The organism is Pseudomonas sp. 2VD (assembly GCF_005503585.1).
GTDB lineage: Bacteria > Pseudomonadota > Gammaproteobacteria > Pseudomonadales > Pseudomonadaceae > Pseudomonas > Pseudomonas aeruginosa.
This window is the reverse complement of sequence record NZ_SCND01000145.1, coordinates 1-13,720: the sequence shown is the minus strand read 5'-3', so window position 1 is coordinate 13,720 and position 13,720 is coordinate 1. Positions and strand designations below refer to the sequence as shown.

The following is a 13,720-nucleotide window of genomic DNA, read 5'->3' as shown; positions in this document are numbered from 1 at the left end:
ACCTGGTGGCCGGCGAGCTGCTCGAACGCACGGTCGGCGCCCTCGGCTGGCGCGCCGACTGCGTCGGCAGCGGCAGCGAGGCGGTGGCACGGGTCCAGGCGGCGATGGCCGAGGGCCGTCGCTACGACGTGGTGCTGATGGATTGGCGCATGCCCGATCTCGACGGCCTCAGCGCGGCGCAACTGATCCGCCAGTTGCAGGGCGACCTGCCGCCGCCCATGGTGATCATGATCACCGCCTATGGCCGCGAGGTGCTGGCCGATGCGCGCGACCACAGCGCGCCGCCCTTCGTCGATTTTCTCACCAAGCCGGTCACGCCCAAGCAACTGGCCGACTCGGTGCTGCATGCCCTGCACGGTGAACAGGGCGCCCCGGCCAACCCGCCGCCGCGCCCGGTGGAGCGCACCCAGCGGTTGCGGGGCGTGCGTCTGCTGGTAGTGGAGGACAACGCGCTGAACCGCCAGGTCGCCGCCGAGCTGTTGAGCAGCGAGGGCGCCCGGGTGGCCCTCGCCGACGGTGGGCTGGCGGGCGTTCAGCAGGTGCTGGAGGCGAGCGTGCCGTTCGACGCGGTGCTGATGGACATGCAGATGCCGGATATCGATGGTCTCGAGGCGACCCGGCGAATCCGCGCCGACGGGCGCTTCGCCGGGCTGCCGATCCTGGCCATGACCGCCAACGCCTCGCTGGCCGACCGCGAAGCCTGCCTGGCGGCGGGCATGAACGACCATGTGGCGAAGCCGATCGACAAGGAGCGCCTGGTGCTTTGCCTGCTCGGTCATCTCGGCAGGAGCGGCGCCAGGGGCGCGCCGGCAACGGCAGCGGACGCGGGCGAACTGGTCGAGGCGCGGGGCGATATCGTCGGGCGTTTCGGCGGCAGCCTGGAGCTGATCGTCCAGGTGTTGCGGCGCTTCGTTCCGGATATGCAGGACCTCTTCGCCCAGCTCGAACGCCAGCTCGGCGAGGGCGATGTCCAGGGCAGCGCCGCGACCCTGCATACCATCAAGGGCAGCGCGTCCACCGTTGGCGCCAGCGCCCTGGCCGGCCGTGCCAGCGAGCTGGAGCAGGCCCTGCGCCGCGCCGATCCGCGGCGCGGCATGGAAATCCTCGCCGGCATCCGCCTCGACGAACTGCGCACCCTGTGCGATGCCTGCCTGCTCCGCCTGCAGGCGATGTTCGGCGACGTGCAGGCGGAGTCGGCGAGCTGAACCCCCCGATACTCCTGAAGCCCGCCCAGGTCTTGAGCGACATCCTCTTCCTGTCGTTCAGTGCCTTCAGGCGTCGCGCAGCAGGTCGTGGGCGTTGAGCAGGGCGTAGGCGACTTCCGGGCGCTTCTCCAGGCCGCGGCGGATGGCGGCGGGAATCGCCTGGCGGGTCTTGCGGCAGAGCCCCGGCTGCTCCTCGAAGCGCATGCGGATGCCGCGCATGCTGCGCACCTCGCCGAAGGCCGGGGCGATCCGCAGGCGGATGCCCAGTTGTTCCTCCATGCGCCGCAGCAGGTGTTCCAGGTCTTCCAGGCTGCGCAGGGCTTCCAGGCGAGCGGCCAGGCGCTGCTCTTCCTGGCGGGTCAGGAGGAGGATGCGACGGTCCGCGCCGGGCGCCTCCAGGCGCTCGCGTTCGCAGACGCAGGCGCCGGGCGGGCAGGGCTGGCGGAGGGGCGGGGAAGCGCTCATGGCACCATCATAGCCAGGACCGGCGTCCCGCGCCGCTACGCTCCGTCGCCCTCGCGAGCGCGCCTCAGCGCTTCAGCGGCACCTTGGCCTGCTGCTCCAGGCCGCTGAGGATGGCGTAGGCGATCTTCACCCGCTCGGCATTGGGATAGTTGCGGTTGGCCAGGATCACCAGGCCCAGGTCGCGGCCCGGAATGAACGCCACGTAGGCGCCGAAGCCGTTGGTGGAGCCGGTCTTGTTCAGCAGGCGCTGGCCCTCCAGCGCCTGTGGCGCGGGCAGCCTGGCGATCCTGTGTGGTTGCAGCGCCATCGGCGTCGAGTTGCCGGCCTGCAGGCGCTTCAGGGAGATCGGCCAGTCGTAGGCTTCCCAGCCCAGGCCCTGGGTCATGTCGCCGACCTTGTAGTAACCGCGATGAGTGGCATCGAGCGCCTGCGCCCAGGGCCTGTCCAGGCGCTCCGGATGCAGGTTGGCATCGACGAAGCGCAGCAGGTCGGCCGCGCTGGTCTTCACCCCGTAGCCTTCGGCATCCAGCGGGCCGGGACCGACCCGTAGCGGGCGGTCGTCCTTGCCGTAGCCCTGGGCGTACTGCGCCAGCGCCGCCTCGGGCACGTCGAGATGGGTCTGTTCGAGGCCCAGTGCCGGGAACAATTGCTGCTCCATGAGCCGTTCGAACGGCTGGCCCAGGCTGCGCGCGGCGAGATAGCCGAACAGGCCGATGCTCGGGTTGGAATAGAGGCGCTGACTGCCCGGCGCGTAGGTCGGCTGCCACTGGCGGTAGTAGTCGCGGATCTGTGCCTGGTCCTTCTGCACCGAGTCGGGGAACTGCAGCGGCAAGCCGCCGGCGGTATAGGTCGCGAGGTCGAGCAGGCTGATGCCGTCGAAGCGGCTGCCCTGCAGCGCCGGCCAGTGCTGGCTGGCGCGGTCGTCGAGGCGCATCTTGTCCTGGGCCAGGGCATAGCCGGCGAGGGTGGCGGTGAAGGTCTTGCTCACCGAACCGATCTCGAACAGGGTCTCCGGCGTCACCCGGCGGCCGTCCTCTTTCGAGGCCAGCCCATAGCTGAAGTAATGCGGTTCTCCTTTCAGGCTGATGGCCACGGCCAGGCCCGGAATGTCATTGGCCTTCATCACCGGTTGTACGGCGGCGTCGACCAATGCCTTCAGGCGATCCGCCGGGGCCTCGCCGGCAATGGCCGGGGTGGTGGCGAACAGCAGTGTGGAAGCGGCGATGCCGCACAGGCAGGGGAATCTGGTATCGCGCATGAGGATTGGCGTCCTTTGTCGTTGGCTGCATGAGAAACCGCCCCGGGAGCGCTCCTTGATCGGCGGGCGGGGAAAATCTAGGCTTGCGCAGGATTTGCGGCAAACGACGAATACTCGCGGCAGCCATTAGAAAAATTTGGAGCAGAGATTGGTTCGACCCCATTTGCCGCTGAACGCCCTGCGCGCCTTCGAAGCTTCGGCCCGGCACCTGAGCTTCACCCGCGCGGCCATCGAGCTGTGCGTGACCCAGGCGGCGGTCAGCCACCAGGTGAAGAGCCTCGAGGAGCGTCTCGGCGTGGCCCTGTTCAAGCGTCTGCCGCGCGGCCTGATGCTGACCCACGAGGGCGAGAGCCTGCTGCCGGTGCTGTGTGACTCCTTCGACCGCATCGCCGGCCTGCTGGAACGCTTCGAGGGTGGCCACTACCGGGACGTGCTCACCGTCGGCGCGGTCGGAACCTTCACGGTCGGTTGGCTGCTGCCGCGGCTGGCGGACTTCCAGGCGCGCCATCCCTTCATCGACCTGCGCCTGTCCACCCACAACAACCGCGTCGACATCGCCGCCGAGGGGCTCGACTACGCGATCCGCTTCGGCGGCGGCGCCTGGCACGGCACCGAGGCGCTGGCGTTGTTCGAGGCGCCGCTGACGGTGCTCTGCTGCCCGGAGGTCGCCGCCCAGTTGCACAGTCCCGCCGACCTGCTGCAGCACACCCTGCTGCGCTCCTACCGCGCCGACGAGTGGCCGCTGTGGTTCCAGGCGGCCGGACTGCCGGCGCACGCGCCGCTGACCCGGAGCATCGTCTTCGACACCTCGCTGGCCATGCTCGAGGCGGCCCGCCAGGGTGTCGGCGTGGCCCTGGCGCCGGCGGCGATGTTCGCCCGGCAACTGGCCAGCGAGAGCATCCGGCGTCCGTTCGCCACCGAAGTGAGTACCGGCAGCTACTGGCTGACGCGCTTGCAGTCGCGGGGGGAGACCAGCGCGATGCTGGCGTTCAGGGAGTGGTTGCTGGAGAGGGCTGCCGTTGAGGCGCGGGGGAGATAACGGTTATGCAGGCGATTCAAGTGTCGATGAAGAAGTAATCACCTTCCTCGCGCCTTTCTTTATACGCTCGGGCTCTCCCAAGGTTGATACGGTTTGAGGCGTTGGGGTTGTGATTGGAATTGCTGACGGCGTGGTGGATATGGACCGGCTCGTCGGTGTTGCTGATCGCTCCGCTAAGCGTCACTCCCAGGCTGGCGGCATAGGCCCGGCGTGCCGCAACGATCTCGCTCTCGAGCATGCCTGCTTTCCCTGCTGCGGCAACGACGGCAAGTTCGCATAGGCGGCCAGCCTTCCTCGGGGAAACCCTCAGGTCGGCGCCTGCGGACCACAGGGCAAGCAGCGCTTTGGATGGAGCACAGCCATTTCTGCTGCGCTCTTCGATTGTCTCCAGGAGCGGACTCATATGGCCTCTTGAAAACTGTCGGTGGATTGCCAGCAGTATCGACGATGGTGCGCTTAAAGCAACCTGGAGCAGGTGCCGGTTGCGGCGAAACGGCGGATAACGCTTCGCGTTATGCGCCCTACGGGAGCGGTGCTCGGCTCGCCGGCGGAAGGCGTCTACGGCTTTCCGGTTCCCGCGTCGAAATACGACCCGCCGTTGCTCGGCAGTCCCGTCCACATCTCGTCGAGATTGCGGAAGTTCCAGGCTTCCGCCGGCTCGAAGCCGACGATCCGGTCGGTCTGTCCGGCCCTACCCAGGTCTATCACCTGCTGCGGGATCGGCACCTTCGAGCGGGCCGAGAAGAATACCTTGACCCGTGGCGTCAGCAGCGAGCGGCCGTGTTGCTCGAGGACCACGCCGAGGCGCCCGCTTTCCAGCCTGACCAGCGCGCCGACCGGGTAGATGCCCACTGCCTTGACGAAGGCGCGGAACACCTGCGGGTCGAAGTGCCCGTTCCATTCGGCCATGCGCCGGATCGCCTCGGCGGCGTTCCAGCCCTTCTTGTAGGGACGGTCGGAGGTGATCGCGTCGTAGACGTCGCACACCGTGCCCATCCGCGCCAGCAGGCTGATCTGCTCCTGCGCCAGGCCGAAGGGGTAGCCGGTGCCGTCGATGCGCTCGTGGTGGTGCAGACAGACATCCACCACCAGGGCGCTGACCTGGCGGCAATCGAGCAGCATCCGCGCACCGTTCTGCGGATGCCGGCGGACCAGGCCGAATTCCTGCTCGGTGAGTTTGCCGGGCTTGTTCAGGATCGGATCGGGTACCGCCATCTTGCCGATGTCGTGCAGCAGCCCGGCCAGCCCCGCCTCGTGTACCAGCGGGTCGGACAGTTCGAGCTGGCGGGCGAGGGCGATCATCAGCGCGCAGACCGCCACCGAATGCATGTAGGTGTATTCATCCGAGGTCTTCAGCCGTACCAGGCTGACCAGCGCGTTGGGATGGCGCAGCACCGAGGCGGAGATTTCGTCCACCAGGTCCGATGCATGCGCGGTGTCGATGGCCTGGCCCATGCGCGCGTCGTGGAACATGCTGACCACGGCGGCCTTGGCGCGGCCGCAGAGCAGGGCGGCGTGGCGGATTTCCTCCTCCAGGGCGACCCGCGCCGGCGAAGGGTCGGCCGGCATGGTGACCGGCAGGACCGCAGCGGCCGAGACCGCCGCTTCCTCCGGGAGGTCGAGGCCCTTGCCGGCGTCGATCCAGACCTCCTTCACGGCGCTTTCGCGCAGGCGCTGCAGGTCGGACTGGTTGTCGAGCAGGAAGCCGCCCTTTTTCCAGAACGGGTGGTCCAGCCACGAGCCGCAAAGGCTCTGGACGAACATACCGAGGCGAAGCTGGGTTACCGGAATGCGTTTCAGCACGATGGGCTCGACCTCGAGACTGGGCCAGGTGGCTGTCTCCTAACGGTAGCCGAGATGGGCCGGCGGGAGTGAGAGATGCCCGTCAGTTCGTCGGCGTGACCTTCGCTTGGCTGCGTATCGTTCTGTATCCGCGTACTCCCGGCATACAAATCCCTCCGCCGACGGTACAGCCCCGATACATCGCCCTGGCGAAGTGGCCCTATCCAAACCGGCGCCAGCCAGGTCCTCGCGCTGGCGGAGACGGCGGTGGAAACCTACGGCGGCGATAGCACGGGCCAAATCTCAGTCGCGGCGCTCGACGAGCGCGTCCTGGTGTACAGCCATCAAGCGTTGCGCGTTGGGCGTGAGATGGCCGCTGTGCCAGATGAAATGGATCTCGGTGGTGCCATAGTCGCGCAACGGATGCGCGCGGACCTGGTGGTTGCCAGGTAGCGTCGCAAGCACGGAGCGCAGCACCCAGGCGGCACCCATGCCTGCGCTGACGCAGGCGAGCATGGTGTGGTAGGACTCGATTTCCAGCACTGGCAGTTGTTGCAGGCAGTCGGCTTCCTCCAGCCAGCGATCCATGCGGAAGCGGAACGAGCAGTCGTGACGGAACCCATACAGTTCGGCGCAACGCAGGTCGCGCGGACTGGTGATCGGTGGATGATCCAGCTCGGTAACCAGCACCATTTCGTCGACGAAGGCCAGGCTACTTTCCAGGGTCTGAGAGCGCACGGGACCATCGCTCAGGGCCAGGTCTAGCACTCCATCCGAGACCTGCTGCACCAAGGCTTCCGAGGCTTCGCTGCGGATGTCCAGTTCGATCGCGCGGTGGCGTTGGCGGAACCGCCCGATCAGGCATGGCATGAAGGCGACCAGAACCACGTCGAGGGCACCTACCACCAGGCGGCCGCCGCTCTCTTCGTTGCGCATCATGGCCCGGGTACTGTCGCTGAGATCGAGGATTCGCCGGGCATGCTCCAGCAGACGCCGACCGTCCGGCGACAGGCGCAGACGCTGGTGCTCGCGCAGGAACAGCTGGCAACCGAGGTCTTCCTCAAGCTGGCGGATGCGTACGGAGAGACTCGACGGGACACGGTTCAGCGCCTTCGCCGCGGCGTTGATCGAGCCGGTGTGGGCCACGGCGCAGAAGGCGCGGAGCTGAGACAATTGCACCTGGGTATTCTCGCTTTGCGAATCGTTGGCTGAATATTTTTCGATTTCCAGAATACCTTGTCGTTCGCTACCGTTCGCCCTTCCTTACGTCCGGTGATCGGATCCCGGCGTTCCTTCCCGGCTTGCGGGCCCATCGCGTCCGCTCATGGAGAGATTACATGGATCTGCAACTCGCACAGCGCAGGGTGCTGGTTAGTGGCGGTTCGCGCGGTATCGGCCGCGCCATCGTCGAACATTTTCTCGCCGAAGGGGCCGAGGTGGCCTTCTGCGCCCGTGGTGAGGCGGGCGTGGCCGAAGCAGCGGATTGCTTCGGCGAGCGTGCCTTTGGCATGTCTGTGGACATCACCGACCCGCAGCAGGTGCGCGGTTGGGTAACGCGCTCGGCGCTGCACTTGGGCGGCATCGACATCGTTGTGCCCAACGTCAGCGCGCTGGCCGGTGGCGGAGACCTGGACACCTGGCGGCGCGCTTTCGAGACCGACCTGCTGGGCAGCGTGGGCATGGTCGCTGCCGCCCTGCCGTGGTTGAAACGCTCCGAGGCTGCCTCGGTGGTGCTGATCTCCAGTGTTTCCGGCCGCGAGGTGGACATGTTCGCCGAGCCCTATGGCGTGCTCAAGGCGGCTCTGGTCCACTACGGGAAGACGCTTGCCAGCCGCCATGCGGAGGACGGCATTCGGGTCAATACGGTGTCGCCGGGCAACGTCTATTTCGAAGATGGCGTATGGGGCGCGATCGAACGGGATAGCCCGGAAACCTTCGCCCGTTGTCTCGCCGCCAATCCCATGGGGCGCATGGCGCGACCCGACGAGGTGGCGCGGGCGGTGCTGTTCCTGGCCAGCCCGGCGGCCAGCTTCACCACCGGAACCAACCTGCTGGTGGACGGCGGGTTGACCCGGGGCGTGCAGTTCTGAGCAGAGTGCCGGAGGCTCAGGCCTCTACCAGCTCCGGCGCATCCCGCCGCTGTTCCGTCGGCGCATGGGGCGCCGGCTTGCTGAGGATCAGGTCGGCGGCCTTCTCGCCGATCATGATCGCCGGGGCGTTGGTATTGCCGGTGATCAGCGTCGGCATGATCGACGCATCGGCCACCCGCAGGCCTTGCAGGCCGTGCACGCGCAACTGGTCGTCGACCACCGCGAGCTGGTCGTGGCCCATCTTGCAGGTGCCCACCGGATGGAACACGGTGCCCAGGTTGGCGCGGATCCAGGCCTCGATCTGGCCGCGGCTGGAAACCTGCGGGCCCGGTACCAGCTCGCCCTTGAGGTGACGGGCGAAGCTGCGGCTGGCGGCCAGTTTGCGGACCAGTTGGAAACCCTGGACCAGGGTATCGAGGTCGGCAGGGTGGCTGAGGAAGTTGGCTTCGATCAGCGGCCGGTCGTGCGGGTCCGGCGAGTTCAGGCGGACCCGCCCGCGGCTCTGCGGGTGCATCACCGCGACGTGCAGGCTGACCCCGTGGCCGAAGGGGACCAGGCGCTGCGGCTGGTTCTTCAGCGCGGGGGCGACGATCAGACCCAGCTCCGGGGTCTCTGCCTGCGGGTCGAGGCGGAGGAAGCCACCGGACTCGACGGTGTTCGAGGTCAGCGCCCCGCGCCGGCCGAACAGGTACTGCCAGGGCGAGCGCAGCAGCGGCAGCCAGCCCTTCGGCGAGAAACCCAGGCCGTAGCCGAGCTTGGCCTCGGTGCGGTACATCAGCACGATGTCCTGGTGGTCCTGCAGGTTCTCGCCGACCCCAGGCAACTCATGGCGCTGGACGATGCCGTGGCGCGCCAGTTCCGCCGCCGGGCCGATGCCGGAGAGCAACAGGAGCTGCGGCGAGTTGATCGAGCCGGCGCTGAGGATCACTTCGCGGCGTGCCTGCAATTGCACGACCTCGCCAGCCTGGCTGATCTCCACGCCGGTGGCGCGGGTGCCTTCCAGCAGCACGCGCAGGGTCAGCGCCGAGCTGAGGACGGTGAGGTTGGGCCGCGCCAGGGCCGGGTGCAGGAAGGCGCGCGCCGCGCTACAGCGTTCGCCGTTGACCTGGGTGACGTGGAACGGGCCGATGCCTTCCTGGCGCTCGCCGTTGAAGTCGGCGTTGTACGGCCAGCCCATTTCCTCGGCGGCCTGGAAGAACACCTGGTTGATCGGCCCCGGGCTGCGCTGCGCGGCGACGTTCAATTCGCCGCCGCGCCCGTGCCAGGGCGATTCGCCCGGCTCGAAATGTTCCGAGCGGCGAAAGTAGGGGAGCAGCTCGTCGTAGCTCCAGCCACGGTTGCCGAGGGATGCCCAGCGGTCGTAGTCGTGGCGGTCGCCGCGGATGTAGATCATCCCGTTGATCGCGCTGGAGCCGCCCCAGACCTTGCCGCGCGGGCAGGCGATCGGCTGGTTGGCGGTGCCGGGCTGGGCGGCGAAGCGATGCATCCAGTTCCACTTCGGGTTGGCGATCAGGCGGATGATCCCGGCCGGCGTGCGGATGTAGGCGGCGGGGAGCGGCGTGCGGTCGCTGGGGCCGGCCTCGACCAGGCAGACCGAGACGGCGGGATCGGCGGAAAGACGGTTGGCCAGGACGCAACCGGCGGAGCCGGCGCCGACCACGATGTAGTCGAACGAGCGGCGGGCAGTGGAAGTCATGTCGGCACCTTTCTGGGTGTGCTGCCGGGCCTCGCCCGGCGTTCTTTTTCGCCCCGCGCCCATGGGCGCGACGCTACTCCATTGGACGGGGAAGCGCGCCCGGCCGCTTGTCCCAGCCTGCCGGCGGGGTTGACCGAGGCTGCCAGGCGGCGCGCTACAGCCCCAGCAGCGAGCCCATGTCGACCATCAGTTGCAGGCCGACGACGAAACCGTCTCCGCTCAGTTCGCGAGCGCCGGGGTTGTAGTAGTTGTCCGGGTTGAAGATGTACTGCACCGACGGCTCCAGCGCGATGTGCGGGGTCAGTGCGATGTGCGCATTGGTTTCCAGGGCGTACACGTCGCGCTGGCCGAGTTTCGCATCGCCGCCAGCGGCGATCCGCGCCTGGCGCTGGAACTCCAACTGGTGATCGTTCAGGCGCAGGTAGCTGGCCTTGAGGTTGAGCTTGTCCCGCGTGCGGTCGAAGGGCGCATGGTAGGTCAGGCCCAGCTCGGCGAAATGACGGAACGGCTGCTTGTCGTCGGCCGAGACCGACAGCGAGCCGAACAGCCCCAGCGCCCTCGGCGAATCGAGGCGGCCGCCGTCGGCGCGCCAGAACAGCTGCTGGAACTTGAAGAAGCCGCCGGCGCTGCCGTGGTCGCTGGCGCCGGTGAGCGGGTCGACCTGGTTGGCGGTGTTCAGGTAGGCGTTGAGTTCATAGTGCGAGCGGTAGGGATCGAGGCTTTCCTCGCGCTTGTCGCCGATCCCCAGCAGCAGGCTGGTGCCGCTGGCGTCGTCGGTGCCGAAATCGAGGCCATGGCGCTTCTTCAGGTAATCCACCGGGTTGGACTCGAAGGCCCCGGCGTGCAGGTACAGGGTCGGGGTCGCCCGGTACTTCAGGTAGCCGCCCCAGGCGCCGTAGGGCGGCGGCAGGATGCCGGTGGAGGCGTCGATGATCGGGTCGTTGCAGGTGACCACGGTCTCGCAGTTGTAGATCAGGAAATAGCGCCGCGCATTGGTCCGTCCGAGATGGCTGTCGAGGCGTCCGCCCAGCCACTGCTGCTGCCAGGTGAGCAGGCTCAGCTGGTTGGCGCCGATGTCGTTGTGCAGCGGCGCGCCGCCGAAGTAGCTGCCCACCGCGCCCTGCCAGCTCGGCCCGGTGGGCTGACCGGTGCCGCGGTCGAGGATGAACAGGGTTTCCTCGATGTGCAGCGAGGCGCCGTCCAGGCCGGCGAGGGTGGCGAGGTCGAGGTCGGCGCCGAGGAACAGGTCGCCGCTGTTGCCGAAGCTGTGCTGGCGCGGGCCGGTGTCGAGGTTCTTCAGCGACAGGCTCCAGAACTGCGCGTGGGTCTTCACGCCGTGGCGCTGGAGTCGTTCGCCGAACCCGGCCAGCGGGCCGCTGCGGCTGTCTTCGGCGGCCTGCGCGGAGAGACCGAGGAAACCGGCGCAGAGCAGCGCCGGCAAGGTGCGGAGGGTTTTCATGGCAAGGCACTCGTCTTGTTGTTGTTCTGTCGTGCGAATCGCTGTCCGCCCCAAGCGGACAGGTGCATCCGGAGCGAAGGCGGCTCAGGCGCAGAGATAGCCGCCGTCCACCGCCAGCACGGCGCCGGTGACGAAGCTGGCGCCGGGACCGCAGAGGAAGGCCGCGGCGCTGGCCACCTCGGGCGCCTCGCCCCAGCGCGCCAGCGGCGTGCGCTGCATGATCCGGCGGGTGGCCTCGACGTCGGCCTTGAGCCCGGCGCCCAGCGGCGTGTCGATCCAGCCGGGGGCGATGGCGTTGACCCGGATGCGCTCGGCGGCATACTCGCAGGCCAGGGAACGGGTGAGCTGGACGATGGCGCCCTTGCTGGCGCTGTAGGCCGGGCGGTCGGCGGAACCGAAGGTGCTGTACATCGAGGCGATGTTGAGGATGCTGCCGCCGCGCTGCGCCAGCAGCGGCCGGGCCAGTTGGCTGGCGAGCATGGCGGCGCTCAGGTTGAGGCGCAGCACCCGTTCGAAGGTAGCCAGGTCGTATTCCTCGCGGTCGCGGCTGATGCCGGCGTTGTTCACCAGCACATCCAGGCGCGGCAGCGCTTCGAACAGCCGTTGCAGGCGCTGGCTGTCGGTGATGTCCAGTTCTTCCCGGCGAATCCGCGGATGACGCGGTGCGTGCACGCCGTCGGCGTCCAGGCCGAGGGCGACGACTTCGGCGCCGAGTTCGGCGAACTGCATGGCGATGGCCGCGCCGATGCCGGAGCTGCCGCCAGTGACCAGCACCTGCTGGCCGGCGTAGATATCGTGTTGGAAAACCATCGGCGATCGTTCCTTCAGGCGTCGGCCAGGGCCGGGTTGGGATTGACCAGCACCTTGACCTGCGACTTGTCGCGCAGCAGGGCCTCGAAACCGTGCTCGACGGCCTGCTCCAGGGGCACGCTGCGGGTCACTGCGCGGGCCAGGTCGAGGCGGCCGTCGGCGAGCAGGGCGATCAGCTCCGGGTAGGCGTCGCGGTAGCCGACGCTGCCGAGCAGGCGCAGTTCGCGGTTGACCAGGTCGAAGGCGTCCAGCCGGACCTCGCCCATCAGGCTCACCAGCACCAGCTCGCCACCCTTGCGCAGGCTGGCCAGGGCGGCGTCGAGGCTGGCCTGGCTGCCGGCGGCCTCGAAGGCGCAGTCGAGCGCGCCGCCCTCGCGCAGGCGCGCCGCCGTGTCGCCGTCGCGGGCGTCGAGCGCCCGGCTGGCGCCGAACTCCCCGGCCAGGGCGAGGCGCTCGGGACTGACGTCGATCGCGACGATGTCCTCGATTCCGCGCAGGCGGGCGAGCATCACCAGCAGCAGGCCGATCGGGCCGAGCCCGAACACCGCGCAGCGCTGGCCCGGCGCCAGGCTGCTGCGGCGCAGCGCGTGCAGGGCCACGGCGGCTGGTTCGAGCACGGCGGCCTGGCGGAAGCCCACCGCGTCCGGCAGGCGGTGCAGCATGTAGGCCGGCACCCGCGCGCGCTCGGCGAAGCCGCCGTCGCCCATCAGGCCGATGAAGCCCATCGACTCGCAGAGGTTGTAGCGGCCTTCCCGGCAGTAGCGGCATTCGCCGCAGCGGTATTCCGGCTCCACCGCGACGCGGTCGCCGATGCGCAGTCCCTCCACGCCAGGGCCGAGCGCGGCGACCACGCCGCAGAACTCATGGCCGAGGGTCAGCGGCGCGCGGCAACCGGACAGCGGGTGCGCCTCGGCCTGGGGAATCGAGTGCGGGCCGCTCTGGTATTCGTGCAGGTCGCTGCCGCAGATGCCGCAGTAGGCGACTTCCAGTTCGACTTCGCCGGGCCGCGGCGCCTGGCGTTCCAGTTCGCTCAGGCGGAGGTCGCGGGCGGCGTGCCAGCGCAGTGCTTTCATGGTTGGTTTCCTTGCAGGACGGAGGTAGGCGCGCTGCGCTGGCGCGCCAGCACGGCGGGCGCGGTTTCGCGCAGGAACAGCGAGAGGAACGCGGCGAGCAGGGCGCCGCCGCAGGACATCCACATGACGATGGACAGGCCGAAGCGGTCGGCGGCGAAGCCGGCCACGGTCGGCGCGAGGAAACCGCCGACCAGTTCGCCGAGGCCCATGATCAGGCCGAGGGCGGTGGCGATGACGCTGCGCGAGACGGTCTCCGCCGGGATGGTCGCCATGAACAGGGTGAAGCAGCCGAGCCCGGTGTAGGTCAGCAGCAACAGCAGGCCGAGGCTGGTCGCGTTCGGCGCATAGAGCAGCGCCAGCGGGCAACACGCGGCGAGCAGGGAGAACGCCACCAGGGTCGGCCGACGGCCGATGCGATCGGATATCGCCGGTACGGCGAAGCCCCAGACCACCCAGGCGACGCCCAGGCAGCTCATCAGCCTGCCCATGGTCGCCGGGCTGAAGCCGCGGGCGTTGACCAGGAAGGTCGGGGTAAAGGAAATCAGCACGATGAACCAGGTGACGAATACGCAACTGATCAGGGTGCAGAGCAGGATGTTGCGGCTCTTCAGCAGTGCCAGGCGCTTGCCTTTCGCGTCCTCCGCGCGCGGCGCCGGGCGCTGCGCGCGGGGCGGGTCGGGACGCACATGGCGCCAGATCAACCAGGCGATCAGCAGGCCCGGCAGCAACGAGACGATGAAGGCGTGACGCCAGCCGAGGGCTTCGGCCAGGGCCACCAGCAGCGGCGGGCCGACCACCGCGCCGAGCAGGCCGGCCGCCGAGCCCTGTAGCAGGCCCATGTTG

General features: G+C 68.7%; 13 protein-coding genes. 3 read left to right on the top strand and 10 right to left on the bottom strand.

The window, feature by feature from the left end:
* Positions 1-1,205: response regulator (locus FFS27_RS17040; RefSeq protein WP_049312912.1), on the top strand; the 1,205-nt coding region annotated here is incomplete at its 5' end.
* Between the two features lie 66 nt (positions 1,206-1,271).
* Here the strand turns inward: FFS27_RS17040 and FFS27_RS17035 are convergent.
* Together FFS27_RS17035 and FFS27_RS17030 are read right to left on the bottom strand one after the other, a co-directional pair.
* Positions 1,272-1,670, bottom strand: coding sequence for a hypothetical protein (locus FFS27_RS17035; RefSeq protein ID WP_003093424.1), 399 nt, complete (start codon positions 1,668-1,670; stop codon positions 1,272-1,274).
* A gap of 64 nt (positions 1,671-1,734) precedes the next feature.
* Entirely contained in the window at positions 1,735-2,928 is a 1,194-nt protein-coding gene (locus FFS27_RS17030) for a class C beta-lactamase PDC-36 (protein ID WP_023100808.1), read from the bottom strand.
* Between the two features lie 148 nt (positions 2,929-3,076).
* Between FFS27_RS17030 and ampR the strand changes: the two genes are divergently transcribed.
* Entirely contained in the window at positions 3,077-3,967 is an 891-nt protein-coding gene (gene ampR / locus FFS27_RS17025; RefSeq protein ID WP_003137572.1) for a LysR family transcriptional regulator AmpR, read from the top strand.
* Positions 3,968-3,983: 16 nt separating this feature from the next.
* On the opposite strand, the gene FFS27_RS17020 is transcribed toward ampR, so the two are convergent.
* From FFS27_RS17020 to FFS27_RS17010, 3 genes are all read right to left on the bottom strand, one after another.
* Positions 3,984-4,205, bottom strand: a complete 222-nt coding sequence (locus tag FFS27_RS17020) for a hypothetical protein (protein WP_021265286.1) — start codon at positions 4,203-4,205, stop codon at positions 3,984-3,986.
* Positions 4,206-4,525: 320 nt separating this feature from the next.
* Positions 4,526-5,770, bottom strand: coding sequence for a cyclic di-GMP phosphodiesterase (locus FFS27_RS17015; RefSeq protein WP_009313332.1), 1,245 nt, complete (start codon positions 5,768-5,770; stop codon positions 4,526-4,528).
* A 282-nt stretch (positions 5,771-6,052) separates the two neighbouring features.
* Positions 6,053-6,928 carry a LysR family transcriptional regulator gene (locus FFS27_RS17010; RefSeq protein ID WP_003093413.1) on the bottom strand — a complete coding sequence of 292 codons (876 nt, stop codon included), beginning with the start codon at positions 6,926-6,928 and terminating at the stop codon, positions 6,053-6,055.
* A 158-nt stretch (positions 6,929-7,086) separates the two neighbouring features.
* On the opposite strand from FFS27_RS17010, the gene FFS27_RS17005 reads away from it, so the two are divergent.
* The gene (locus tag FFS27_RS17005) at positions 7,087-7,839 is read left to right on the top strand and encodes an SDR family NAD(P)-dependent oxidoreductase (protein WP_003093411.1); all 753 of its coding nucleotides are present in this window, start codon (positions 7,087-7,089) and stop codon (positions 7,837-7,839) included.
* A 16-nt stretch (positions 7,840-7,855) separates the two neighbouring features.
* Here the strand turns inward: FFS27_RS17005 and FFS27_RS17000 are convergent, their stop codons facing one another.
* The 5 genes from FFS27_RS17000 to FFS27_RS16980 all read right to left on the bottom strand — a co-directional run.
* On the bottom strand, positions 7,856-9,535 hold the full coding sequence (locus FFS27_RS17000; RefSeq protein WP_021265285.1) for a GMC family oxidoreductase: 1,680 nt from the start codon (positions 9,533-9,535) through the stop codon (positions 7,856-7,858).
* Between the two features lie 154 nt (positions 9,536-9,689).
* The gene (locus FFS27_RS16995) at positions 9,690-10,994 is read right to left on the bottom strand and encodes a carbohydrate porin (RefSeq protein WP_003093407.1); all 1,305 of its coding nucleotides are present in this window, start codon (positions 10,992-10,994) and stop codon (positions 9,690-9,692) included.
* An 84-nt stretch (positions 10,995-11,078) separates the two neighbouring features.
* Positions 11,079-11,804 carry an SDR family NAD(P)-dependent oxidoreductase gene (locus tag FFS27_RS16990; RefSeq protein WP_003093405.1) on the bottom strand — a complete coding sequence of 242 codons (726 nt, stop codon included), beginning with the start codon at positions 11,802-11,804 and terminating at the stop codon, positions 11,079-11,081.
* A 14-nt stretch (positions 11,805-11,818) separates the two neighbouring features.
* Entirely contained in the window at positions 11,819-12,877 is a 1,059-nt protein-coding gene (locus FFS27_RS16985) for a 2,3-butanediol dehydrogenase (protein ID WP_003118211.1), read from the bottom strand.
* Positions 12,874-13,720, bottom strand: an 847-nt coding sequence (locus tag FFS27_RS16980) for an MFS transporter (protein WP_137952107.1), incomplete at its 5' end; no start/stop codon positions are given. The genes FFS27_RS16985 and FFS27_RS16980, both read right to left, overlap by 4 nt.

Bases quoted from the DNA above. Each gene is read 5' to 3' on its own strand.
- FFS27_RS17005 (WP_003093411.1), top strand. From the start codon at position 7,087: ATGGATCTGCAACTCGCACAGCGCAGGGTGCTGGTTAGTGGCGGTTCG.
- FFS27_RS17035 (WP_003093424.1), bottom strand. From the start codon at position 1,670: ATGAGCGCTTCCCCGCCCCTCCGCCAGCCCTGCCCGCCCGGCGCCTGC.
- FFS27_RS16985 (WP_003118211.1), bottom strand. From the start codon at position 12,877: ATGAAAGCACTGCGCTGGCACGCCGCCCGCGACCTCCGCCTGAGCGAA.
- FFS27_RS16990 (WP_003093405.1), bottom strand. From the start codon at position 11,804: ATGGTTTTCCAACACGATATCTACGCCGGCCAGCAGGTGCTGGTCACT.
- FFS27_RS16995 (WP_003093407.1), bottom strand. From the start codon at position 10,994: ATGAAAACCCTCCGCACCTTGCCGGCGCTGCTCTGCGCCGGTTTCCTC.
- FFS27_RS17030 (WP_023100808.1), bottom strand. From the start codon at position 2,928: ATGCGCGATACCAGATTCCCCTGCCTGTGCGGCATCGCCGCTTCCACA.
- FFS27_RS17000 (WP_021265285.1), bottom strand. From the start codon at position 9,535: ATGACTTCCACTGCCCGCCGCTCGTTCGACTACATCGTGGTCGGCGCC.
- FFS27_RS17020 (WP_021265286.1), bottom strand. From the start codon at position 4,205: ATGCTCGAGAGCGAGATCGTTGCGGCACGCCGGGCCTATGCCGCCAGC.